This is a genomic window from Sporosarcina sp. FSL K6-6792, from assembly GCF_038004885.1.
GTDB classification, from domain to species: Bacteria; Bacillota; Bacilli; order Bacillales_A; family Planococcaceae; genus Sporosarcina; species Sporosarcina psychrophila.
In genome coordinates this window covers 1860308-1882500 of the sequence record NZ_JBBOSA010000001.1, presented here as the reverse complement: position 1 = coordinate 1882500, position 22193 = coordinate 1860308, and the positions used below count along the sequence as shown (strand labels likewise).

General features: G+C 44.4%; 16 protein-coding genes, 20 tRNA genes, 2 rRNA genes and 1 riboswitch. Of the genes, 33 read left to right on the top strand and 5 right to left on the bottom strand.

The genetic code is table 11. The features are described 5' to 3' along the window. Nucleotides 1–97: 97 nt before the first annotated feature. The 22 genes from MKZ26_RS09075 (at nt 98) to MKZ26_RS08970 (ending at nt 5309) form a co-directional block, all read left to right on the top strand. Nucleotides 98–3029: ribosomal RNA gene (locus tag MKZ26_RS09075) — 23S ribosomal RNA — on the top strand. Between the two features lie 153 nt (nt 3030–3182). Next, a 5S ribosomal RNA gene (rrf, locus tag MKZ26_RS09070) occupies nt 3183–3298 on the top strand. Between the two features lie 66 nt (nt 3299–3364). Next, nucleotides 3365–3440 (top strand) — tRNA-Val (locus tag MKZ26_RS09065). Between the two features lie 24 nt (nt 3441–3464). Continuing rightward, nucleotides 3465–3540 (top strand) — tRNA-Thr (locus tag MKZ26_RS09060). 6 nt (nt 3541–3546) lie between these two features. After that, nucleotides 3547–3622, top strand: a tRNA-Lys gene (locus tag MKZ26_RS09055). Nucleotides 3623–3652: 30 nt separating this feature from the next. Next, nucleotides 3653–3734, top strand: a tRNA-Leu gene (locus tag MKZ26_RS09050). An 8-nt stretch (nt 3735–3742) separates the two neighbouring features. Next, nucleotides 3743–3817: transfer RNA gene (locus MKZ26_RS09045), tRNA-Gly, on the top strand. A 7-nt stretch (nt 3818–3824) separates the two neighbouring features. Beyond that, nucleotides 3825–3910 (top strand) — tRNA-Leu (locus tag MKZ26_RS09040). 21 nt (nt 3911–3931) lie between these two features. Further along, nucleotides 3932–4008, top strand: a tRNA-Arg gene (locus MKZ26_RS09035). 26 nt (nt 4009–4034) lie between these two features. Next, a tRNA-Pro gene (locus MKZ26_RS09030) sits at nt 4035–4111 on the top strand. Nucleotides 4112–4192: 81 nt separating this feature from the next. Next, nucleotides 4193–4268, top strand: a tRNA-Ala gene (locus MKZ26_RS09025). Nucleotides 4269–4290: 22 nt separating this feature from the next. Continuing rightward, nucleotides 4291–4364: transfer RNA gene (locus MKZ26_RS09020), tRNA-Met, on the top strand. Nucleotides 4365–4371: 7 nt separating this feature from the next. Next, nucleotides 4372–4448, top strand: a tRNA-Ile gene (locus tag MKZ26_RS09015). Between the two features lie 17 nt (nt 4449–4465). Continuing rightward, nucleotides 4466–4558, top strand: a tRNA-Ser gene (locus tag MKZ26_RS09010). A 42-nt stretch (nt 4559–4600) separates the two neighbouring features. Then, nucleotides 4601–4675 (top strand) — tRNA-Met (locus MKZ26_RS09005). A gap of 3 nt (nt 4676–4678) precedes the next feature. Further along, nucleotides 4679–4754: transfer RNA gene (locus MKZ26_RS09000), tRNA-Asp, on the top strand. A 59-nt stretch (nt 4755–4813) separates the two neighbouring features. Next, nucleotides 4814–4889: transfer RNA gene (locus MKZ26_RS08995), tRNA-Phe, on the top strand. Between the two features lie 7 nt (nt 4890–4896). Then, nucleotides 4897–4970: transfer RNA gene (locus MKZ26_RS08990), tRNA-Gly, on the top strand. A 4-nt stretch (nt 4971–4974) separates the two neighbouring features. After that, a tRNA-Ile gene (locus MKZ26_RS08985) sits at nt 4975–5051 on the top strand. Between the two features lies 1 nt (nt 5052). After that, nucleotides 5053–5127: transfer RNA gene (locus tag MKZ26_RS08980), tRNA-Asn, on the top strand. A 9-nt stretch (nt 5128–5136) separates the two neighbouring features. After that, nucleotides 5137–5227: transfer RNA gene (locus MKZ26_RS08975), tRNA-Ser, on the top strand. A 10-nt stretch (nt 5228–5237) separates the two neighbouring features. Continuing rightward, nucleotides 5238–5309: transfer RNA gene (locus tag MKZ26_RS08970), tRNA-Glu, on the top strand. An 857-nt stretch (nt 5310–6166) separates the two neighbouring features. Here MKZ26_RS08970 and MKZ26_RS08965 read toward each other — a convergent pair. Further along, nucleotides 6167–6895, bottom strand: a complete 729-nt coding sequence (locus tag MKZ26_RS08965) for a TraR/DksA C4-type zinc finger protein (RefSeq protein ID WP_340765875.1) — start codon at nt 6893–6895, stop codon at nt 6167–6169. Between the two features lie 186 nt (nt 6896–7081). Continuing rightward, a complete protein-coding gene (locus tag MKZ26_RS08960; protein WP_340765873.1) occupies nt 7082–7993 on the bottom strand; it encodes a 1,4-dihydroxy-2-naphthoate polyprenyltransferase in 912 nt (303 codons plus the stop codon). A 163-nt stretch (nt 7994–8156) separates the two neighbouring features. Between MKZ26_RS08960 and MKZ26_RS08955 the strand changes: the two genes are divergently transcribed. The 5 genes from MKZ26_RS08955 (at nt 8157) to MKZ26_RS08935 (ending at nt 14542) form a co-directional block, all read left to right on the top strand. After that, nucleotides 8157–9542, top strand: a complete 1386-nt coding sequence (locus MKZ26_RS08955; protein WP_340765870.1) for an isochorismate synthase — start codon at nt 8157–8159, stop codon at nt 9540–9542. Beyond that, on the top strand, nt 9535–11247 hold the full coding sequence (gene menD, locus MKZ26_RS08950) for a 2-succinyl-5-enolpyruvyl-6-hydroxy-3-cyclohexene-1-carboxylic-acid synthase (RefSeq protein WP_340765869.1): 1713 nt from the start codon (nt 9535–9537) through the stop codon (nt 11245–11247). The genes MKZ26_RS08955 and menD overlap by 8 nt, the downstream gene beginning before the upstream one ends. Continuing rightward, a complete protein-coding gene (gene menH, locus MKZ26_RS08945; RefSeq protein WP_340765867.1) occupies nt 11240–12085 on the top strand; it encodes a 2-succinyl-6-hydroxy-2,4-cyclohexadiene-1-carboxylate synthase in 846 nt (281 codons plus the stop codon). The genes menD and menH overlap by 8 nt, the downstream gene beginning before the upstream one ends. After that, a complete protein-coding gene (menB, locus tag MKZ26_RS08940; protein ID WP_067206491.1) occupies nt 12082–12900 on the top strand; it encodes a 1,4-dihydroxy-2-naphthoyl-CoA synthase in 819 nt (272 codons plus the stop codon). The genes menH and menB overlap by 4 nt, the downstream gene beginning before the upstream one ends. Nucleotides 12901–13096: 196 nt before the next feature. Next, complete coding sequence (locus tag MKZ26_RS08935) at nt 13097–14542, top strand: o-succinylbenzoate--CoA ligase (RefSeq protein WP_340765865.1); 1446 nt, start codon at nt 13097–13099, stop codon at nt 14540–14542. A 117-nt stretch (nt 14543–14659) separates the two neighbouring features. On the opposite strand, the gene MKZ26_RS08930 is transcribed toward MKZ26_RS08935, so the two are convergent. Together MKZ26_RS08930 and yidD are read right to left on the bottom strand one after the other, a co-directional pair. Next, a complete protein-coding gene (locus tag MKZ26_RS08930; protein ID WP_340765862.1) occupies nt 14660–15637 on the bottom strand; it encodes a metal ABC transporter solute-binding protein, Zn/Mn family in 978 nt (325 codons plus the stop codon). Between the two features lie 160 nt (nt 15638–15797). Beyond that, entirely contained in the window at nt 15798–16028 is a 231-nt protein-coding gene (yidD, locus tag MKZ26_RS08925; RefSeq protein WP_067206498.1) for a membrane protein insertion efficiency factor YidD, read from the bottom strand. Between the two features lie 101 nt (nt 16029–16129). Between yidD and MKZ26_RS08920 the strand changes: the two genes are divergently transcribed. From MKZ26_RS08920 to MKZ26_RS08900, 5 genes are all read left to right on the top strand, one after another. Next, on the top strand, nt 16130–16579 hold the full coding sequence (locus MKZ26_RS08920) for a Dps family protein (protein ID WP_067206501.1): 450 nt from the start codon (nt 16130–16132) through the stop codon (nt 16577–16579). A 63-nt stretch (nt 16580–16642) separates the two neighbouring features. Further along, the gene (locus MKZ26_RS08915; protein WP_067206503.1) at nt 16643–16825 is read left to right on the top strand and encodes a putative motility protein; all 183 of its coding nucleotides are present in this window, start codon (nt 16643–16645) and stop codon (nt 16823–16825) included. A gap of 88 nt (nt 16826–16913) precedes the next feature. Next, complete coding sequence (locus MKZ26_RS08910; RefSeq protein WP_231885774.1) at nt 16914–17222, top strand: transposase; 309 nt, start codon at nt 16914–16916, stop codon at nt 17220–17222. Between the two features lie 46 nt (nt 17223–17268). Then, nucleotides 17269–17730 carry an NUDIX domain-containing protein gene (locus tag MKZ26_RS08905; protein WP_340765859.1) on the top strand — a complete coding sequence of 154 codons (462 nt, stop codon included), beginning with the start codon at nt 17269–17271 and terminating at the stop codon, nt 17728–17730. Next, nucleotides 17720–18511, top strand: a complete 792-nt coding sequence (locus MKZ26_RS08900; RefSeq protein ID WP_340741605.1) for an alpha/beta hydrolase family protein — start codon at nt 17720–17722, stop codon at nt 18509–18511. The genes MKZ26_RS08905 and MKZ26_RS08900 overlap by 11 nt, the downstream gene beginning before the upstream one ends. Nucleotides 18512–18646: 135 nt before the next feature. On the opposite strand, the gene pckA is transcribed toward MKZ26_RS08900, so the two are convergent. Further along, nucleotides 18647–20233 carry a phosphoenolpyruvate carboxykinase (ATP) gene (gene pckA / locus MKZ26_RS08895; protein ID WP_067206514.1) on the bottom strand — a complete coding sequence of 529 codons (1587 nt, stop codon included), beginning with the start codon at nt 20231–20233 and terminating at the stop codon, nt 18647–18649. Between the two features lie 182 nt (nt 20234–20415). Further along, nucleotides 20416–20533: riboswitch (SAM riboswitch) on the top strand. A gap of 189 nt (nt 20534–20722) precedes the next feature. On the opposite strand from pckA, the gene metK reads away from it, so the two are divergent. Then, on the top strand, nt 20723–21919 hold the full coding sequence (metK, locus tag MKZ26_RS08890; RefSeq protein WP_067206517.1) for a methionine adenosyltransferase: 1197 nt from the start codon (nt 20723–20725) through the stop codon (nt 21917–21919). Nucleotides 21920–22193: the final 274 nt, after the last annotated feature.

The following is a 22193-nucleotide window of genomic DNA, read 5'->3' as shown; positions in this document are numbered from 1 at the left end:
ATCATGCAATGCCTTTTACGAATTCCGATTTACATCGCTGTAAAGGAGAATTCACCAAAGAGGAATTCAAGAAGCGTAAGCTTATTGAAAACCAAAGGGTTAAGTTAGAAAGGGCGCATGGCGGATGCCTTGGCACTAGGAGCCTAAGAAGGACGGCACTAACACCGATATGCTCCGGGGAGCTGTAAGTAAGCTTTGATCCGGAGATTTCCGAATGGGGAAACCCACTGTCCATAATGGGACAGTACGTTTACGTGAATACATAGCGTAAACGAGGCACACCCGGAGAACTGAAACATCTAAGTATCCGGAGGAATAGAAAGAAAAATCGATTCCCTGAGTAGCGGCGAGCGAAACGGGAAGAGCCCAAACCAAGAAGCTTGCTTCTTGGGGTTGTAGGACACTCTATACGGAGTTACAAAGGAATGGATTAGACGAAGCGACCTGGAAAGGTCCGCCGTAGCGGGTAAAAGCCCCGTAGTTGAAAGTCCATTCTCTCCAGAGTGTATCCTGAGTACGGCGGAACACGTGAAATTCCGTCGGAATCCGGGAGGACCATCTCCCAAGGCTAAATACTCCCTAGTGACCGATAGTGAACCAGTACCGTGAGGGAAAGGTGAAAAGCACCCCGGAAGGGGAGTGAAATAGATCCTGAAACCATGTGCCTACAAGTTGTCAGAGCCCGTTAATGGGTGATGGCGTGCCTTTTGTAGAATGAACCGGCGAGTTACGATTCCATGCAAGGTTAAGCAGTGAATGCGGAGCCGCAGCGAAAGCGAGTCTGAATAGGGCGATAGAGTATGGGGTCGTAGACCCGAAACCAGGTGATCTACCCATGTCCAGGGTGAAGGTAAGGTAACACTTACTGGAGGCCCGAACCCACGTACGTTGAAAAGTGCGGGGATGAGGTGTGGGTAGCGGTGAAATTCCAATCGAACCTGGAGATAGCTGGTTCTCTCCGAAATAGCTTTAGGGCTAGCCTCAAACTTAAGAATCTCGGAGGTAGAGCACTGTTTGGACTAGGGGCCCATCCCGGGTTACCGAATTCAGACAAACTCCGAATGCCGATGATTTATGTTTGGGAGTCAGACTGCGGGTGATAAGATCCGTAGTCGAGAGGGAAACAGCCCAGACCACCAGTTAAGGTCCCCAAGTATTCGTTAAGTGGAAAAGGATGTGGCGTTGCCCAGACAACCAGGATGTTGGCTTAGAAGCAGCCATCATTTAAAGAGTGCGTAATAGCTCACTGGTCGAGTGGCGCTGCGCCGAAAATGTACCGGGGCTAAACGAATCACCGAAACTGTGGATTGACATCTTAGATGTCAGTGGTAGGAGAGCGTTCCAAGGGCGTCGAAGCTAGACCGTAAGGACTGGTGGAGCGCTTGGAAGTGAGAATGCCGGTATGAGTAGCGAAAGAAGGGTGAGAATCCCTTCCACCGAATGCCCAAGGTTTCCTGAGGAAGGCTCGTCCGCTCAGGGTTAGTCAGGACCTAAGTTGAGGCCGAAAGGCGTAGACGATGGACAACAGGTTGATATTCCTGTACCACCTCCCCGCCGTTTGAGCAATGGGGTGACGCAGTAGGATAGGGTGAGCGCGCTGTTGGTTATGCGCGTCTAAGCAGTGAGGTGTGGAATGAGGCAAATCCCGTTCCTATAACATTGAGCTGTTACAGCAAGGGGATTTATCCCTGAGTCCCTGATTTCACGCTGCCAAGAAAAGCCTCTAGCGAGGCGGGAGGTGCCTGTACCGCAAACCGACACAGGTAGGCGAGGAGAGAATCCTAAGGTGATCGAGAGAACTCTCGTTAAGGAACTCGGCAAAATGACCCCGTAACTTCGGGAGAAGGGGTGCTCTGGTAGGGTGTTAAAGCCCGAGAGAGCCGCAGTGAATAGGCCCAGGCGACTGTTTAGCAAAAACACAGGTCTCTGCAAAACCGCAAGGTGAAGTATAGGGGCTGACGCCTGCCCGGTGCTGGAAGGTTAAGAGGAGAGGTCAGCGCAAGCGAAGCTTCGAATTGAAGCCCCAGTAAACGGCGGCCGTAACTATAACGGTCCTAAGGTAGCGAAATTCCTTGTCGGGTAAGTTCCGACCCGCACGAAAGGCGTAACGATCTGGGCACTGTCTCAACGAGAGACTCGGTGAAATTATAATACCTGTGAAGATGCAGGTTACCCGCGACAGGACGGAAAGACCCCGTGGAGCTTTACTGTAACCTGATATTGAATTCCGGTGCAGCCTGTACAGGATAGGTAGGAGCCTTGGATTCCGGAGCGCTAGCTTCGGATGAGGCGTTGGTGGGATACTACCCTGGCTGTATTGGACTTCTAACCCATGCCCCTTATCGGGGCAGGAGACAGTGTCAGGCGGGCAGTTTGACTGGGGCGGTCGCCTCCTAAAGAGTAACGGAGGCGCCCAAAGGTTCCCTCAGAATGGTTGGACATCATTCGTAGAGTGCAAAGGCATAAGGGAGCTTGACTGCGAGACCTACAAGTCGAGCAGGGTCGAAAGACGGGCTTAGTGATCCGGTGGTTCCGCATGGAAGGGCCATCGCTCAACGGATAAAAGCTACCCCGGGGATAACAGGCTTATCTCCCCCAAGAGTCCACATCGACGGGGAGGTTTGGCACCTCGATGTCGGCTCATCGCATCCTGGGGCTGTAGTCGGTCCCAAGGGTTGGGCTGTTCGCCCATTAAAGCGGTACGCGAGCTGGGTTCAGAACGTCGTGAGACAGTTCGGTCCCTATCCGTCGCGGGCGCAGGAAATTTGAGAGGAGCTGTCCTTAGTACGAGAGGACCGGGATGGACATACCTCTGGTGTACCAGTTGTCTTGCCAAAGGCATCGCTGGGTAGCTATGTATGGACGGGATAAATGCTGAAAGCATCTAAGCATGAAGCCCCCCTCGAGATGAGATTTCCCATTACGCAAGTAAGTAAGATCCCTCAAAGAAGATGAGGTTGATAGGTCTGGGGTGGAAGCACGGCGACGTGTGGAGCTGACGGATACTAATCGATCGAGGACTTAACCAATTTTGAAAAGGGCTTGATTACCCTGATTCTGTGTAGCACAATGTCTGTTTTATTCAGTTTTGAGCGAATAAGTACCGTTCATAAAAAAAGTACTTGCAATTAATTAGATGATATGTTATAATAATTATTGTCTTTGAGAAAAGATCATACAAGTCTGGTGACGATTGCGAAGAGGTCACACCCGTTCCCATCCCGAACACGGAAGTTAAGCTCTTCAGCGCCGATGGTAGTTGGGGGTTTCCCCCTGTGAGAGTAGGACGTCGCCGGTCTTGTAACAATTATTACATAGGTTTATGAATAGGACAAACAACTGAAGTTTGTCGCACTTATACCCAGGAGGATTAGCTCAGCTGGGAGAGCACCTGCCTTACAAGCAGGGGGTCGGCGGTTCGAGCCCGTCATCCTCCACCATTTTATTTATAATGAAAACTATTAGCCGGAGTAGCTCAACTGGTAGAGCAACTGACTTGTAATCAGTAGGTTGAGGGTTCAAGTCCTTTCTCCGGCACCACTTTTCGAGCCATTAGCTCAGTTGGTAGAGCATCTGACTTTTAATCAGAGGGTCGCAGGTTCGAATCCTGCATGGCTCACCATTTTTATGACTTAGTGTCATAATTTATATTGCGGGTATGGCGGAACTGGCAGACGCGCTAGACTTAGGATCTAGTGCCTTCGGGCGTGGGGGTTCGACTCCCTTTACCCGCACTTATAATGCGGAAGTAGTTCAGTGGTAGAATACGACCTTGCCAAGGTCGGGGTCGCGGGTTCGAATCCCGTCTTCCGCTCCATATTTTTGCCGGGGTGGCGGAACTGGCAGACGCACAGGACTTAAAATCCTGCGGTAGGTGACTACCGTACCGGTTCGATTCCGGTTCTCGGCATTAATAACTTTTAACTTATATGCGCTCGTAGCTCAATTGGATAGAGCACCTGACTACGGATCAGGAGGTTGTGGATTCGACTTCTGCCGGGCGCACCATTATGTTTTTAAACTTTATAATTCTTCGGGACGTAGCTCAGCTTGGTAGAGCACTTGGTTTGGGACCAAGGGGTCGCAGGTTCGAATCCTGTCTTCCCGACCATTAAGCTTTTTAAGCAGATTCGCCGCTTAAAGAATATACCATTTTAAGTAGATTTGTGCTTTAATAATTGCCAGCTATAATGGGGCCTTAGCTCAGCTGGGAGAGCGCCTGCCTTGCACGCAGGAGGTCAGCGGTTCGATCCCGCTAGGCTCCACCAACACAATTTCAATAAAGATCCTGGCGGCGTAGCTCAGCTGGCTAGAGCGTACGGTTCATACCCGTGAGGTCGGGGGTTCGATCCCCTCTGCCGCCATCTTAAAGGACCTTTAGCTCAGTTGGTTAGAGCAGACGGCTCATAACCGTCCGGTCGCAGGTTCGAGTCCTGCAAGGTCCACCACTATTATATACAGCCATGGAGGTATACCCAAGCCCGGCTGAAGGGATCGGTCTTGAAAACCGACAGGGGAGTCAAATCCCGCGGGGGTTCGAATCCCTCTACCTCCTCCATTTTTAACTAGTGGTGAAATTAAATAGTACTTATATTGTTGTCGCGGGGTGGAGAAGTGGTATCTCGTCGGGCTCATAACCCGAAGGTCACAGGTTCAAATCCTGTCCCCGCAACCAAATGGTCCCGTGGTGTAGCGGTTAACATGCCTGCCTGTCACGCAGGAGATCGCCGGTTCGATCCCGGTCGGGACCGCCATTTTTATTAATACTATAAGGTTTAGAATAAGTTAACGACTTAATGTAAACTAAATACGTGGCTCAGTAGCTCAGTCGGTAGAGCAAAGGACTGAAAATCCTTGTGTCGGCGGTTCGATTCCGTCCTGAGCCACCATTGTTATGCGAGTGTAGTTTAGTGGTAAAACCTCAGCCTTCCAAGCTGATGATGAGGGTTCGATTCCCTTCACTCGCTCCAAAAAGGGCCTATAGCTCAGCTGGTTAGAGCGCACGCCTGATAAGCGTGAGGTCGATGGTTCGAGTCCATTTAGGCCCACCATTCCGCAGTAGCTCAGTGGTAGAGCAATCGGCTGTTAACCGATCGGTCGTAGGTTCGAGTCCTACCTGCGGAGCCATTTATATATGGGGAAGTACTCAAGCGGCTCAAGAGGTGCCCCTGCTAAGGGTATAGATCGCGAAAGCGGTGCGAGGGTTCGAATCCCTCCTTCTCCGCCATATATAATTTGGCCCCTTGGTCAAGCGGTTAAGACACCGCCCTTTCACGGCGGTATCACGGGTTCGAATCCCGTAGGGGTCATACATAAAAGTAGCTTTACAAGTTCTTAATGAACTTGTAAAGCTACTTTTTAATTTGTTTATATATAGTTTTCTAGTTCACTTAAATTCTAACTATATATGTTGAATTAAAGAATCGCATTGAATCTACTGTGGCGCTCAATAAGGAGAGAGTTGTAATTCGGGGTGTGGATTGTAGAACGCTTGACGCTTTGGGGATGCCTTTCACCGTAAGCCTGAATATCGCTTCGCATCCAGTCTCACGGCTTCGGCGACCCCTTTGCCGCGCCTGCACTAGGGTGTTCATTATCGAGAGAAATGTGATTTTGAGATGTATATGCCGAGATTATAAGGTGATTACTAGTTGATACTACTTATATTCAAGAAAGACGTACTCCAGGTTGCAGATTTCATCACAGATAATGAAATGCTCTTTCTCATATAGACCATCCAGCGTCGAAGCGATATTGGTAGGAGTTCTGTTTCATTCTTAAATAAAAAAGACAAGACTATGGAGAAGACTTCAGCCGCCAAAATTATATCTTTGGCGGCTTTTATCCAGTTAAGAAGCCCCGCTATTCTTTCGTCCCAAAAAGCTCTAGCATTTCGTCTACTTATGCCTTTGGAGAGCAACGGATGGATAACCACCAAACGATTCCCGAAAAATGTGTAGGGTGCTACGAAGTCGCATCCCTACACATCAAGATATCTCGATAATAGTAAAGAGGTCGTTCTATCTAAAGCAACTCAAAGGCAACTGCACACGCAGCGCCTAGTGTTTGATTAAATCATTTACGGGTTACTTTTGGTTAATTAACATACGTGAGCTAAAATATCCTGAAAAGAAACACCATAAGCAATGGCCTATGGTGTTTCTTTTCACTTCTTCTGATCCTCTATATAACTATCTTTTTCATGATAAGGAATATCTCCGAGAGGGGATTCGATTCCTTCATCATCCAGTTCCGCTTCATATTTCTCTGAGGCATCGGACCTGATGAAGCCGCGTGACTTTCCATTTATATCGGTACCTGTGAATTCTTCAAATTCTTCGGTTGCACCATCTGAAATTCCGCTGTCGTATAACGTATTGTAGTCATCGTGATCTCCGCTGAAATCGGAAGGGGTTTCTGATGTTCCAGATTTTGCGATTTCCTGAAAGCTGTCTTCGCCATCCCGGGCCGCTCGGGAAAATGAATTTGGGTTGGCCATGGTAAGCGTATCTTCTTCGACAGGTCGATCATTGGGGATTTCTTTCTCAGTCGCATGGTCGATGCAAAGAGTTGTGTAAGGAACTGCTTCAAGTCGCCCAAATGGTATATCTTTTTGGCACACTTCACATTTCCCGTAAGAACCGTCCACCATCGCTTGTAAGGCGCTTTCTACTTTATCTAATTCAGAGCCAGCATGAACGTTTAAAGCCATGTCCTTCTCTCTTTCAAACAGTTCTGTACCCATATCACCGGGATGATTGTCATACATCGACAGCTCGCCGGCAGCTTCTTGTGCACTTTCCTTAATATCTGTTTCTTCTTCTGTTTTTGTTAAGTGATCCTTCATTTCATATAGTTCTTTTTTTAGAGTGGCTTTTTGTTTATCGTTCAACAAGTTTTGTCACGTCCTTTTTAGTAATGGCATTAGTCTGCACATATCCACAGTACTTAATAAACAAAAGTACAGATTGTTGACTATCGTTACTTAACTTTCCTTTATTTCGTTCCATCTAAACATATAAATCAGAAAAAGCGTAAAGCTTCGAGTTAAATCGAGGCTTTACGCTTTTTCTTTTATTAGTTAGAGCAGATGGCCAATGAGTATTCCGATCCCTAATAGTAAGCCGAATAAAGTGTTCGTAACTGCAGTGTTTTTCATCGCAGGCATCACATGTATTGGGATGTGATTTTTTCGGAACACAGTAATCGCTCCAATCGGCTTTTTGACACTAAGAAATACAAGCAGTGACCATGGAGTAAGATGACCGAAGAGAATCATTGCAATAATCCAGCCATAGGAAATAATGAAAAATAGCATTAGGATTGTAATTGCGTTGTAGCGGCCCACAAGAATAGCGAGTGTTTTTCGTCCGCCTTCCTTATCGCCTTCTAAATCACGTATATTATTTGCTAGCATAATACCTGCGACTAGCAACATACTTGGGATGGATAGCAGAACCGCTTCTGTCGTTACTGTTTCTGTCTGGATATAAAACGCAATAAGGATAAGTAACATTCCCATGACAACACCGGAAAACAGTTCTCCAAATGGCGTGTAGGCGATAGGATACGGTCCTCCAGTATAAAAGTAGCCTACCATCATTGACAAAATACCGACGACTGCGAGCATCCATGAGGTTTCCATACATATATAGATACCAATAAGGACGGAAATCCCGTAAAGCATAAAGGCAAGATTCAACACGGTTTTTGGTTTTACACCATTACGGACGATTGTACCGCCGATTCCAATGGACTGTTCTGTATCAAGTCCTCTTTTAAAATCATAATATTCATTGAACATATTCGTTGCCATTTGGATGAAAACACTCGCGACGAGCATGGCGATGAATAAAGGAAAATGTAATTTTCCGTAAGTTAGTGCAATCATGGTACCGAGAAATACAGGTGCAAAGGCTGCTGTTAGTGTATGTGGACGTGTAAGCTGCCACCAAATACGCCAGCCTTTATCCGCTTTTATTGTCTGTTGCAATTTGGCTCTCTCCCTATCCTTTTAATGACCCTATCTATTGTACTCCAAAATGGGTGGGGTGAACATATGGACTGCTTATTATGTGCTGAAACGAAATTGATTCGGTATGATAGACTATAGGTATTGTTTTAAATCAGTCGAATGAATGTACGGAGGGAAAATAATGAATCGGAAGTTGACCGCTACCCGTGAATCTCAATTAAATGTTAGGCAGAATGAGCTGCGTTTTTTTACAGAAACTGTCGATGCGGGGAGAATCTCACCACTTGCGTTTTTTGAAGCAGGGGATTCGTGTTACAAAGATGAACGTTTCTATTGGCAAAATGCAGATAAAACTTTAACGCTTGTTGGTATTGGACATGCTACGGTATTAACAAGTGATGGAACGAATGATCGTTTCTCACATATTTCAACAAGTTGGAAAAAATTATGTAGTGCGCTAATTAAAGAAGAAAATGATCGGGAACCTGTTCTTTTTGGAGGTTTCTCGTTTGATCCGAAAAGTGTTAAGCAATCAGAGTGGGATGCATTTCCATCGGCCCATTTCGTTGTACCTTCTTTCCAGTTGTCGATTACGAATGGCAAGACAGAAATTTCCATTAACCTTGTAACAAAAAGCAACGATGGGGCAGAACAGTTTGAGAAGTTAAGGGATGAAAGAGACCGTCTAATTCATATCGCGCAAGTCGAGGAATCCGCTCTGCTTACAAAACCGGAAGTTGTGTCAATAGAGGAACTTTCGAAAGAACATTATCTGGAAACCGTTGCAGGTGTCACAAAGAAAATTAACAATGGTGAAGCTGAAAAAGTAGTAATTGCACGTTCGGTTAAACTAAACTTTGCAGATGACGTGCCGGCTGTCGCTGCACTTCATCATATATCAAATGAACAGCAGGAAAGTTATCACTTTGGATTGCAAAAGGACGGCCAATTATTTTTTGGTGCTACACCTGAACGTTTAATTGAAATATCAAATGGCCGTGCGTATTCGGCATGTGTCGCGGGTTCCATTAAACGAGGCAAGTCGGCAACTGAAGACCGCGAACTTGGCGATGAACTTCTTGAAGATAGAAAAAACCGAGAAGAGCATCAATATGTCGTTAATATGATTTCACAAGTGTTTAAGTCATTTTGCACAGACATCAAAATTTCGAAAGTACCGAAACTGATGAAAGTCCGTGATATTCAGCATTTGTTTACGCCAGTTGAAGGAAAAGTTGAACAAGGAACTGATATTTTTAGTTTGGTTCAAGCACTTCACCCGACACCGGCACTAGGCGGTGTCCCAACTGATATAGCGATGGAAATGATTCGTTCTGAGGAAAACTTGGATCGGGGTTATTATGCTGGACCAATTGGTTGGACAGATACTGCTGGAAATGGTGAATTCGCTGTTGCAATCCGTTCCGCACTTCTTGACGGCAATAGTGCGTACTTATACGCAGGTGGAGGAATTGTGGCAGACTCTGAACCAGATAAAGAATACGATGAAACATGGGTGAAATTCAGACCGGTTATGCGGGCGCTTGGAGGAAAACTGAATGGATAACCGTACAGTTTTGACTGATTATGTTCGTAGAATGACTGCTGCTTTGATGATGGCTGATGTGAAAACGGTAGTTATTAGTCCAGGCTCTCGTTCGACACCACTGGCTTACGCTTTCGCTTCAACAAAAGGCCTTGATGTCTATATGCAAGTTGATGAACGATCGGCTGCCTACTTTGCATTAGGTTTGGCGAAGGCATCCGGTAATCCTGTCGTCCTTCTCTGTACGTCAGGTACTGCAGCATCGAATTATCATCCTGCTATAACAGAAGCGTATTATGCGCGTATTCCTCTTATTGTTATCACGGCTGACCGTCCGCATGAATTAAGGGAAGTCGGTGCGCCACAGGCAATCGATCAAATTCGAATGTATGGTAAGCATGTGAAATATAGTGTAGATTTCCCACTTGCTGAAAACAATCCGGATATCGAAGACTTTATTGATCGCCATATTAGCCGTGCACTGTCAGTTGCGACTACAGCTCCACGAGGACCCGTTCACTTAAATGTGCCGTTCCGGGAACCACTTCTGATCGATTTTGATCGGGAAACGCCGAAAATGACTTTCAAAAAACGATTTAAAAGTGTAGACAGTTTGGATGCATCTACTGCCCAACAAATTTCACAGTTGCTTGTAACGTCGGAAAAAGGCTTCATCATTGCTGGTGAAATGCCGATAGGGTTCGATAAAGCAGCATTTTGGAACTTTGCCAAAGCACTGGAATGGCCAGTATTATGCGATCCGCTATCAAATCTTCGCACGGAAGTACCTGAACAATGCATAGCGCTCTGTATTGATCATTATGATGCACTATTAAAAAGTGATGCATTCAAAGAGAAAGTCGTACCTGATACTGTCATTCGTTTTGGTGCACAGCCAGTAGCGAAGCCGCTTTCGCTTTACTTGAAAAAAGTAAGACCAGCTACAGTTATAGCGGTGGATGAATCGCCGGAATTTAGGGATTCGCTCGGTGTCGTTACGCATCATATCCAGACTTCACCCGAAACAGTCATAAAAATTATTGTGGATAAACCGAAGACATCTTATACAGAGTTGTGGACGATGGCGAATGAGGCGGCATCAGCGATTACAAATAAGTATGAGGGTGTTGCTGGCGATGAAGGGATATTTGCAAAAACATTATTTGAGCACCTTCCCACAGAGAGCGACCTCGTAAGTGGCAGCAGCATGCCAATCCGTGATGTAGACACGTTCTTCAGGAAGACGGATAAGGATATTACAATTTTTGCGAATCGCGGGACGAATGGTATCGATGGTGTTGTATCGACAGCATTCGGTATCCAGGCGGCAAGAAAGCGTCCAACATGGCTGTTAATTGGCGATTTATCGTTCTTGCATGATGTCAACGGATTAATTGTTACTCGTTTCCATGAGGCAGATTTAACCATTGTCATTATTAATAACGATGGGGGTGGAATATTCTCGTACCTTCCGCAAGCTGATGCAGGTAATCATTTCGAAGAGCTGTTTGGCACACCAACAGGCTTAACATTCGGCCACATTGCTGCGATGTATGATGCGCAGTATGCGGCAATCCACACGCCAGAAGAGTTCGGAATGGAGCTCGATAAAGCGAAGGAAAAACCAGTGCGTATTATCGAAGTGTTCACGAATCGTCAAGCGAATGTGAAAGCGCACCGAGACCTATGGAAGCAAATCACGGACAGGCTTGATCGTAATGAATGAAAAGACTATTCGTATACGTGAAATTAATATGCATGTGGAAATCCAAGGTGGAGAAAATTTACCTGTCATCGTATTTCTACATGGTTTTACGGGGAGCACCACATCATGGCGTGAAATTACAAAGTTGCTAAAAGGTAACTACCAGACAATAGCTGTCGATTTGACGGGACACGGCAAATCGACTATTCCGGAAGACATTGTCCGCTACTCTATGGATCAGCAAGTAGAGGACCTTGAGGAACTGTTTACTGAGCTTTCTCTTGATCAATTCATCTTGGTTGGCTATTCAATGGGGGGACGTATTGCACTGGCTTATACGGTGCGACATCCAATGCGGGTCTCGTCATTGATTCTCGAGAGTTCTTCTCCAGGATTGAAGACGGAAGTGGAAAGAGAAGAACGACAAGCAGCTGACAGGCGGCTGGCAGACAGAATCACAAGGGACGGATTGCCGGCATTCATCGATTTCTGGGGAAATATTCCCTTGTTCGCGTCTCAGAAGACTTTGTCGGAAGAAAAGCAGCTGGCAGTGAGGAATGAACGGCTTAGTCAGAGTGAAATAGGCCTTGCGAACAGCTTACGTGGTATTGGAACAGGTAGCCAAGCTTCTTATTGGGAGAGCCTAGGAACAGTCAATCTTCCGGTTTTGCTCATAACGGGAAAACTCGACACGAAGTTCGTAAATATTTCCCGGGAAATGCAGAGGGATTTCCCTAATGTCCGCCATGAAACGATAGAACATGCTGGACATGCAATTCATGTGGAAAAACCGGCTACATTTGCTACAATGATAGAGGAGCATATTTCAGAGTTGAAAAATCGAGGAGGATCACTATGACACGTCAATGGGAAACGATACGTACATACGAAGACATCAAATACGAACAGTATGGCGGGATTGCAAAAGTAACAATCAACCGTCCGGAAGTGCGCAATGCATTCCGTCCTAAAACGGTATCGGAGTTAATCGATGCATTTTCACGCGCACGGGACGACCAAAGCATTGGAGTCATCGTCTTAACAGGAGAAGGCGAGAAAGCATTCTGTTCAGGCGGAGACCAATCCGTTCGAGGGCATGGCGGTTATGTAGGAGACGACGAAATTCCACGTCTCAACGTCTTGGACTTACAGCGTCTAATCCGTGTTATTCCAAAACCGGTTGTGGCAATGGTTGCAGGATATGCAATCGGCGGCGGACATGTTCTTCATGTCGTTTGTGATTTGACGATTGCAGCAGAAAATGCAGTTTTCGGACAAACAGGACCTAAAGTCGGTTCATTCGACGCAGGTTACGGTTCGGGCTACTTGGCACGAATCATTGGCCATAAAAAAGCGCGCGAAATCTGGTTCCTTTGCCGTCAATACAACGCACAGGAAGCACTGGACATGGGTCTAGTCAATACGGTAGTTCCTTATGAACAACTGGAAGACGAGACGGTCCAATGGTGTGAAGAGATGCTTGGCATGAGCCCTACGGCACTTCGTTTCGTAAAAGCGGCAATGAACGCGGATACGGACGGACTTGCTGGTCTTCAACAATTGGCTGGCGACGCAACACTTCTTTATTACACAACAGACGAAGCGAAAGAAGGCCGCGATGCATTCAAAGAAAAACGCAAACCGGACTTCGGACAATTCCCACGTTTTCCTTGATTAAAGAAAAGCGTAAGGCGCCGTTTAGCCCCGACAAGCGCTGGAAGGCTTGAAGATAAAGGCGTACTTTGCCTTTTCAGCAAGACTGAAGCGACTCAAGGGGCTGGCGCCTGAAGCCTAGACAGTAATCAAAATGGATAAAAACTAAGAAAGCTGCCTCTAATCGGGCAGCTTTTTCTGAATGGATGGTGATGGCATGATTCCAAATTGGTTAATGCAACGGGCTTATTTAACGCCTGATAAAATAGCTTTATCGTTCGAAGAGGAAAAGTGGACATTCGCACAGTTAAAAGATGATGCTGTGGTTCTTGCACGAAAATTGAGGGCTAACAGTTTAAATGAAGGGGAACGGATCGCCTTGCTTGGGTCCTCCAATGCTGAAATGGTAGTCATCATTCATGCATGTATGCTGGCCGGCCTTGAGATTGTTATGCTAAACAGTCGGTTGTCGAAAAAAGAAATCGCATATCAATTGGATGATTCAGGCGCCAATACGGTAATTGTGTCGAATGAACTGAGTAGTGTTGTTGCCGATACCCCGGTACGTCAGCTACTATTTTCTACGATCAAAGAAAGTGCGGAACAGGCTTTTGTCATCCAGGAAAGTTGGCAATCAGACAGAACCATTACGATTATGTATACATCGGGCACGACAGGATTTCCGAAGGGGGTCCGTCAGACTGCAGGTAATCACGTCTCGAGTGCACTGTCGTCTGTTCTAAATTTAGGGCTTGATGAAGACGATGTCTGGCTCTGTGCGATGCCTTTATTTCATATTAGCGGGTTCTCGATTCTCGTTCGTTCTGTTCTATACGGAAATGAGGTTCAGTTGCATGAGAAGTTTGATGCGGTCAAGTCGGCGATTGCGGTAAGAGATGGGTCCGTCACACGGATGTCTGTTGTATCTCTTACATTGGATAAAGTTCTGCGTGAACTGGAAAAGGATAATAGTGTCGCACATTCATCATTTAAATCAATGCTGGCAGGTGGTGGCCCCGTTCCAATCGATTATTTGAAGCGGGCAAAAGTACTTGAAGTTCCTGTTCTCCAAACGTACGGCATGACAGAAACTAGTTCGCAAACAGCGACCTTAGCAGCAAGTGATGCAATGAGGAAAATGGGTTCAGCAGGCAAACCATTGTTTTTCAATCAAATCAAAATCAAAGATATAGAAACGCCAGGTGAAAAAGGTGAAGTATTTATACGCGGTTCACATGTGACACCTGGATATATTGGTCGTTTTTCCGAAGTGGATCCATTGGAAAATGGCTGGCTTCCAACAGGTGATATCGGTTATCTTGATTCGGAAGGTTATTTGTATATCGTTGATAGAAGATCCGACTTAATCATTTCAGGAGGAGAAAATATTTACCCTGCTGAAATTGAAAATGTACTGATAGCGCATCCGAATATTCGAGAGGTAGGCGTTTGCGGGAAAGAACATTCCGAGTGGGGAAGTGTCCCAGTTGCGTTTGTCGTAGTGTCAGGAAATGTGAAAGAAGCTGATTTGATAGCGTATTGTGAAGAGCGATTGGCGCGTTACAAAGTACCGAAATCATTCCGCTTCGTAGATGAACTGCCGCGTAACGGGTCAAATAAGTTATTGCGTCGCAAATTGAAAGAGTCAGTGGATTTGGAGTAAGGTTGAAGTCGAAATTAAAGTCAAACTGTCACGGCAACTCCAAACTGTCACAGCAAAAACAAAAAGGCTGTTCCATATACCAGATTAAATCTGGTATACGGGACAACCTTTCTTCATTTACTTTCCACTTAACGCTTTCTTCAGCGTTTCAATGTTTTGTTCCATCAAAGAAAAATAGTCTTCGTTGTTTTTTACATCATCCGCTGTCAATACGCCAAGATTGTGGAGCATGAGTGATTCAGCACCAATTTCTTTCCGCACGACATTAGTTAGTTTAGATGATACATTCTGTTCAAAAAGTACATAGTGGATGTTGTGATTTTTTGCCTCTTTGACAATTTGTGCTAATTGCTTTTGTGACGGCTCGCTTTGTGAGTTCAGTCCCGCAATCGCGACTTGTTCCAGTCCATATGAATCGGCTAGATAACCAAATGATGCATGTGAAACAAAGAACGTTTTGGAAGGGACAGCGGAAGCCATCTCTTTGAATTTGCTATCGAGTTCGACAAGTTCTACTTTCAGTTGTTCAAAGTTCTTCTCGAATTCGTCTTTCATTTCAGGTTTTGATTCAATCAATGCATCTTTGATAGAAGTTGCAAGTTCGACACTAAGCAGTGGTGAGATCCATACATGGGGATCAATTCCGCCATGATCATGACCTTCGTGTCCATGGTCATCATGTTCAGCATCTTCGTCGTGACCTTCATCACTATGACCTTCGTCTAGCATCTCATCAGGAATTGCCTCTGCTGTTGCAACCATTTTTACATGTTCGTTTTTCATGGTTTTTTCTGCATTTTCCACAAAACCTTCAAGGCCAAGTCCTATATAGAAAAACAAATCCGAGTCCGCGAGTCCCATCATATCTTTTTGTGTAGGATCAAAAGTATGTTCATCCGCGCCAGCAGGATAGATGGATTTCACATCGACGTAGTCGCCGCCGATTCGTTCTGTAAAGTATTGAAGCGGGTATACTGTTGTATAAATAGACAATTTCTCTGTCCCAGTTTCCGAGTTTTCTGTGGATTTAGCGCCACAAGCACTAAGTAGCATAATTGTTAGTAATGACATGATGAAAAAAAGTTTCTTATTCATTAGATATATCCTCCGTATTATTAATAGTAATCATTCCGATTTGTGCAACTGACTTTTTTATCATACAAGAGTGTTTCTAATTTGGCAACTAAATAAGCGAATTTCTTTTAATCGAAAAAAACGGCTCGACAATTATGTCAAACCGTTCTATCTAAAAAGATCACTTTTTATGCATATCATTGTCTGGTACAGGATCAAATCCACCCTCGTGGAACGGATGGCATTTTGAAATTCGACGTACCGCAAGCCATGAACCCTTTAGTGCTCCATGCTTTTCCACTGCCTCAATCCCATAGTGAGAACAAGTGGGATAGAAACGGCATGAAGGTGGTGTAAGTGGTGAAATCACTTTTTGATATAGTTTAATAAAGCCAATTAAAATCTTTTTCATTTAAAAAACTCCTTATTAATGCCTCGATGTTTATTGTAGATGCTTCGGTGGTAAATTAACAGAGAGATGAATTATATTTAACAATAAGGGGAGAGATTTATATGTCGAAAGAACTTATTAATGAATTGAATGTCCAAGTTTCTACATGGTCGGTTATGTATGCGAAGCTCCATAACTATCACTGGTATGTTAAAGGTCATCATTTCTTCACGTTACATGTAAAGTTTGAAGAACTTTATAATGAAGCGACGTTACATATGGATGAAATCGCAGAACGTATTTTGACACTTGGCGGAGATCCTGTAGCAACGCTGAAAGAACATCTTGAACAATCTGTTGTGAAAGAAGCAACGGGAGATGAAAAAGAAGACAGCATGGTGAAAACTGTCGTAAATGATTTCGGTGAAATTATGAAATCGTTGAAAAAAGGCATGCAGCTGGCTGCGAAAGATGGCGACGATATGACGGAAGATTTGTTGAACGCGACATATCAAAGTATCGAAAAACATCAATGGATGCTGAATGCATTCCTGGGTGAAGATAACAAGTAATCATTTTTCATTAAAAATACTAGAAAAATGCCGATAATAAGCTTGTGGAAGGAGTGGTGGCAAATGGATATGAGCTCCATCATGGCAAGTCAATTGAGAAGTTTGCAATCGACTGTTCAGTTGAGTGTGTTAAATAATGCACTTGCAATGAATACTGCAGCGGCAACAGATATGTTGAAAAGTTTATCTAATCAGTCTGTTGCAGCCCATCCTCATAAGGGAGCTTCGGTTGACGTACAAGCGTAAATTGCGGTAAAGCATGTATCTCCAGTAAAAGGGGATGCATGCTTTTTTCATACTAAGCCATGCTAAAAAGAAAAAAGGATGGTGTAGCATGGAGAAATACAAAATGTACGTTTCTGTCGTAAATCAGCAAGTATACCATTACCCAGATGATTCACCGTGGGAATATGAGGTTAATGTAGAAAGTCAGTATGTTCCTGTTTTTCATCGGTTATTTAGTCAGATAGATGAACTCGAATTCCGAAACTTCCTTAGGTCACATTTACCATTTTTGCCCTATCATTATGGTCGGAACAATTTCAACGTCGATCAACGTACGATGAAGATCTATGCGCTCATTCATGAATTTACAGATGATAAGTCGAAGCGATTTATCGAAAAGCTTCCGTATTTTCGTTGAAAGGATTGCTGTCCTTCGCTACACTGGTTGAAAGGACGTGAGTGCAATGCTTATTTTCAATGATGTGAATGGTGGTCGTGTTGAGCTGACTTTCGGAGAAAACCAATTTGGAATGCCAGCTCGGCATGTCCTTGTTATCCTCAAACATAATGGTAAATGGTTACTGACTCGGCATTTAGTTCGAGGCGTTGAGTTTCCAGGTGGTAAAGCAGAGCATGGAGAAACGATCGAGGAGGCAGTTATACGCGAAACGATTGAAGAAACAGGTGTGAAAGTTACGGATCTTGTGCAATTTGCACAGTATGTCGTTCGAAGTAATAGTACATTTTGCAAAGCTGTATTCACAGGGAAAGTTGCGGAAATCGATGAGCATCCAGCCCTTTACGAAACAGAAGGAGCTATGTGGATGACTAATGAAGAGCTTGACCAGTGTGAAGAATTGAGTTTCCTTATGAAAAACACAGGCATGGAAACATTAAGAAGGTGGGTGGAAGAGCATGAGTCATGATGGTACGATTATTCATAGAAGGCCCTATCCGTCTCCAAATCCACATGTTTCGCTTGAAGAAATTACATATTTTTCAGATGGATTAAAAGTGAAGGGACTCATGGCAGAACCAATTACAGAAGGGAACTACGAAGGCATCATCTATTTGCGAGGGGGCATGCAGCATATCGGTATGGTTCGTCCTGCCCGAATTGCACAGTTTGCTTCGCAAGGATTTGTTGTCTTCGCTCCTTATTATCGGGGGAACCGTGGAGGCGAGGGACGGGATGAGTTTGCTGGGGCCGATCGTCAGGATGCGGTGAATGCCGTTGATGTGCTGAAGCAAAATCCGAAGACAAACGTGGAAAAAATTCACTTGTTTGCATTTTCACGGGGCGGTATAATGGCTCTTTGGACAGCAATTTTACGTGAAGATATTACGTCGGTAGTTACATGGTCTGGCGTATCCGATATCGTATTTACATATAAAGAACGGAAAGATATGCGGCGGATGATGAAAAGAGTTATCGGCGGGACACCGAATAACATGCCAGATGAATACAGAAACCGTACGGCGCTGTTCCGCGTGGATGAAATTGATGCTCCCGTACTCATCATTCATGGCATGATCGACGAGAACGTGTCATTTCAACAAGCAGTTTTGCTGGAAAATGCACTGCGTGAACATAAAAAAGTATATGAGACATGGTATTTCCCTGAGTATACACACTTCATACCGCCCGTCATGAATGCACAACTTGTACGCGATTTATGTAGTTGGATGAGAAGACAAGAAAAATGAGTGGTTTTTTGAATAAAATGAAGTTGCAATTAGAAGTACGGGTTTGCAATTAGACGAAATAAGTTGCAGTTACAAATCCAATGTACAAAAAAACAGTGTAGCACATACAATGTGCTACACTGTTTAATTTGATAATTATGCAATCGGTCCGCCTTTAAGTGTAATCTCTTCAGAAACCATACCGAATTTTTTAAAGTTTTCATGGAACATGTTTGCCAATTCATTTGCTTTTACATCGTATGCTTCGCCGTCTGCCCATGCATTGCGCGGGTTCAACACTTCTGTTGGAACACCTTCAATGAATGTTGGCATTTCGAGGCCGAATACGCCGTTAGTTTCTGTTTCAATGTTGTTCAATTCTCCAGCAAGAGCTGCCTGTACCATAGTGCGTGTGTATTTAAGATCCATACGTTTACCAACGCCGTAGACGCCGCCAGTCCAGCCTGTGTTAACAAGGAATACTTGTGCATCATGTTCATCAATTTTCTTCCCAAGCATTTCAGCGTATACTGTCGCTGGAAGTGGAAGGAAAGGTGAACCGAAGCACGTTGAGAACGTTGCTTCAGGTGATGTGATACCACGCTCAGTTCCGGCAAGCTTCGAAGTGAACCCGCTAAGGAAGTGATACATTGCTTGTTCTTTTGTTAACTTCGAGATTGGAGGTAGTACGCCAAACGCATCTGCCGTTAAGAATACAATCGTTTTCGGATGACCAGCAACAGAAGGGTCAACGATGTTATCAATTGCTTGGATAGGATAAGCTGCACGCGTGTTTTCAGTTAATGAACCATTATCGTAGTCAGGAATGCGTGTTTCCGGATCGACGACAACGTTTTCTAGTACGGAACCAAAACGAATTGCACCAAAAATTTCAGGTTCTTTTTCTTGTGATAAATTAATACATTTTGCATAGCAACCGCCTTCGATATTGAAGACACCAGTGTCAGACCAGCCATGCTCGTCATCGCCGATTAATTTACGGTTTGCATCTGCCGAAAGTGTTGTTTTACCTGTTCCAGAAAGACCGAAGAATAGGGCAACATCGCCGTCTTCACCAACGTTTGCTGAACAGTGCATTGGCATAATGCCGTTTTCAGGAAGTAAGTAGTTCATGATTGAGAAGATTGATTTTTTCATTTCGCCAGCGTATTCAGTTCCACCGATAAGAACAATACGTTTTTCCATTGATACGATAATGAATGTCTCTGAATTTGTACCATCGACCACAGGATCCGCTTTAAATGAAGGAGCCGAAACAATTGTGAATTGTGATTCATGTTGTACTAGTTCTTCTTCAGTTGGGCGGATGAACAAGTTGTGAACAAACAGGTTATGCCATGCAAATTCATTCACAACTTGAATGGATAGTCGTGAAGCTGGATCTGCGCCTGCAAAACCTTTGAAGACGAACAGTTCGTCTTTTGTTCTCAAATGAGTGATTACTTTATTATATAATGAATCGAAAATTTCAGAAGAGATTGGACGATTGACGTTGCCCCAATCGATTTTGTCTTTGGAGGACGCTTCCTCGACAATGTATTTGTCCTTAGGTGAACGACCTGTATATTTGCCTGTCTGAGCTGTAACCGCTCCGTCTGATGTCAATTGAGCTTCACCACGTGAAATCGCTTTTTCAACAAGTTGTGGAACTGAAAGTTGAACTTTTACATTTTTCCCAGAAAGAAGTTTGTTGAGGTCATCACTAATTTTCGCAGATATCATAAGTATGTACCGTCCTTTGCATATAGTCCCAATCAATTGGGTGTCATCACATTATTGAATTAGTATAACACATTAAGAATAATAATCTATACTAATTCAAACCTCAAGGATTTATACGCAAAATGGGTAAAAAGATTTGACATGCAACAAGATTTTTCGTAGCATATATAGTTGAACGGATACTCTTATCCCGAGCTGGTGGAGGGGTCAGGCCCTATGAAACCCGGCAACCTGCACAGACGTTTTGTCTGCGCGAAGGTGCCAAACCTGTAGCAAGGCACAGTCCTTGTATGATAAGAGTGAAAGGTGCTTATGAAATCATGCCTTTCCTCATGTATTATTACGTGAGCGAAGGGCTTTTTATATGATATCGCCCTTAATCCTCGTGTATAGAGCTCGCAATGGCTTGTAGTCTTTTCATTTAGAAAAGACTCTACATGGGACATATGAGTACCGTATCAATCTCGTAGGATATAAGGAGGAAATAACATGACAAATCGCCGACTATTTACTTCAGAATCGGTAACTGAAGGACACCCGGACAAAATGTGTGACCAAATTTCGGATGCTATTCTAGATGCTATATTGGCAGAAGATCCAAATGCACGTGTTGCATGTGAAACGACAATTACAACAGGACTTGTCCTTGTTGCAGGAGAAATTACGACGACAACATATGTCGATATCCCGAAAGTTGTGCGTGAAACTGTTAAAGAAATTGGTTATGTACGCGCGAAATACGGATTTGATTGGGAAACATCTGCAGTTTTGACTGCGATCGATGAACAATCAGCCGACATCGCTGCAGGCGTTGACCAGGCACTTGAAGCGCGTGAAGGTTCGATGACAGATGATGAACTTGAAGCAATTGGAGCTGGTGACCAAGGTTTGATGTTCGGTTACGCTTGTAATGAAACACCGGAACTGATGCCGTTACCAATTAGCCTAGCTCATAAATTATCATTCCGACTTGCACAAGTACGCAAAGATGAAACTCTTACGTATCTGCGTCCAGATGGAAAAACACAAGTGACTGTTGAATATGATGAAAACAATAAACCAGTACGCATCGATACAATTGTTATTTCAGCGCAACATCACCCTGAAATAACACTTGAGCAAATTCAGCGTGATATTAAAGAATTCGTCATAAACCCGGTTGTACCAACTGATTTAATCGATGAAGACACGAAGTACTTCATCAACCCAACTGGCCGCTTCGTAATAGGGGGACCTCAAGGAGATGCAGGTCTTACTGGCCGTAAAATCATCGTTGACACGTACGGTGGTTATGCGCGTCATGGCGGCGGTGCGTTTTCTGGGAAAGATGCGACGAAAGTGGACCGCTCGGCTTCATATGCGGCACGTTATGTTGCGAAGAACATTGTCGCTGCAGGACTTGCAGATCGATGTGAAGTGCAACTTGCTTATGCAATCGGTGTTGCACAACCTGTATCGATTTCTATCGATACATTTGGAACAGGCACAGTCGAGGAAAGTAAACTTGTTGAGCTTACGCGTGGACTGTTTGACCTTCGCCCAGCAGGCATCATCAAAATGCTTGATCTGCGCCGCCCAATTTATAAACAAACAGCTGCATACGGTCACTTCGGCCGTACAGACATTGATCTACCGTGGGAACAAACGGATAAAGCTGATGCATTGAAAGAATTAGCAGGGAAATAATGTAGTGTAAACACCGAAAGACAGGATCGCCCTGTTTTTCGGTGTTTTTTCTGTTTAGGATGTTTGATTTAGCAGGCGTCATAGATTGTAGCGAATCTGTCGTACACTCTCATCACACGAGCTATAAACAAATGATACAATTGTTATAAAGTGAAACCTGATCGGAGAGGAGAGTGTGGGGCTATGAGTTTAATAGGTTTGTTACTACTGGTTGGGGTTGTTGCGTTATTTGTGCTAATTGGTTTAGTAATCTTTTTATTTATAAAAAAATAAG

Coding starts and splice junctions, on each gene's coding strand:
- MKZ26_RS08955 (WP_340765870.1), top strand. CDS start 8,157: ATGAATCGGAAGTTGACCGCTACCCGTGAATCTCAATTAAATGTTAGG.
- menD (WP_340765869.1), top strand. CDS start 9,535: ATGGATAACCGTACAGTTTTGACTGATTATGTTCGTAGAATGACTGCT.
- menH (WP_340765867.1), top strand. CDS start 11,240: ATGAATGAAAAGACTATTCGTATACGTGAAATTAATATGCATGTGGAA.
- menB (WP_067206491.1), top strand. CDS start 12,082: ATGACACGTCAATGGGAAACGATACGTACATACGAAGACATCAAATAC.
- MKZ26_RS08935 (WP_340765865.1), top strand. CDS start 13,097: ATGATTCCAAATTGGTTAATGCAACGGGCTTATTTAACGCCTGATAAA.
- MKZ26_RS08930 (WP_340765862.1), bottom strand. CDS start 15,637: ATGAATAAGAAACTTTTTTTCATCATGTCATTACTAACAATTATGCTA.
- yidD (WP_067206498.1), bottom strand. CDS start 16,028: ATGAAAAAGATTTTAATTGGCTTTATTAAACTATATCAAAAAGTGATT.
- MKZ26_RS08920 (WP_067206501.1), top strand. CDS start 16,130: ATGTCGAAAGAACTTATTAATGAATTGAATGTCCAAGTTTCTACATGG.
- MKZ26_RS08915 (WP_067206503.1), top strand. CDS start 16,643: ATGGATATGAGCTCCATCATGGCAAGTCAATTGAGAAGTTTGCAATCG.
- MKZ26_RS08910 (WP_231885774.1), top strand. CDS start 16,914: ATGGAGAAATACAAAATGTACGTTTCTGTCGTAAATCAGCAAGTATAC.
- MKZ26_RS08905 (WP_340765859.1), top strand. CDS start 17,269: ATGCTTATTTTCAATGATGTGAATGGTGGTCGTGTTGAGCTGACTTTC.
- MKZ26_RS08900 (WP_340741605.1), top strand. CDS start 17,720: ATGAGTCATGATGGTACGATTATTCATAGAAGGCCCTATCCGTCTCCA.
- pckA (WP_067206514.1), bottom strand. CDS start 20,233: ATGATATCTGCGAAAATTAGTGATGACCTCAACAAACTTCTTTCTGGG.
- metK (WP_067206517.1), top strand. CDS start 20,723: ATGACAAATCGCCGACTATTTACTTCAGAATCGGTAACTGAAGGACAC.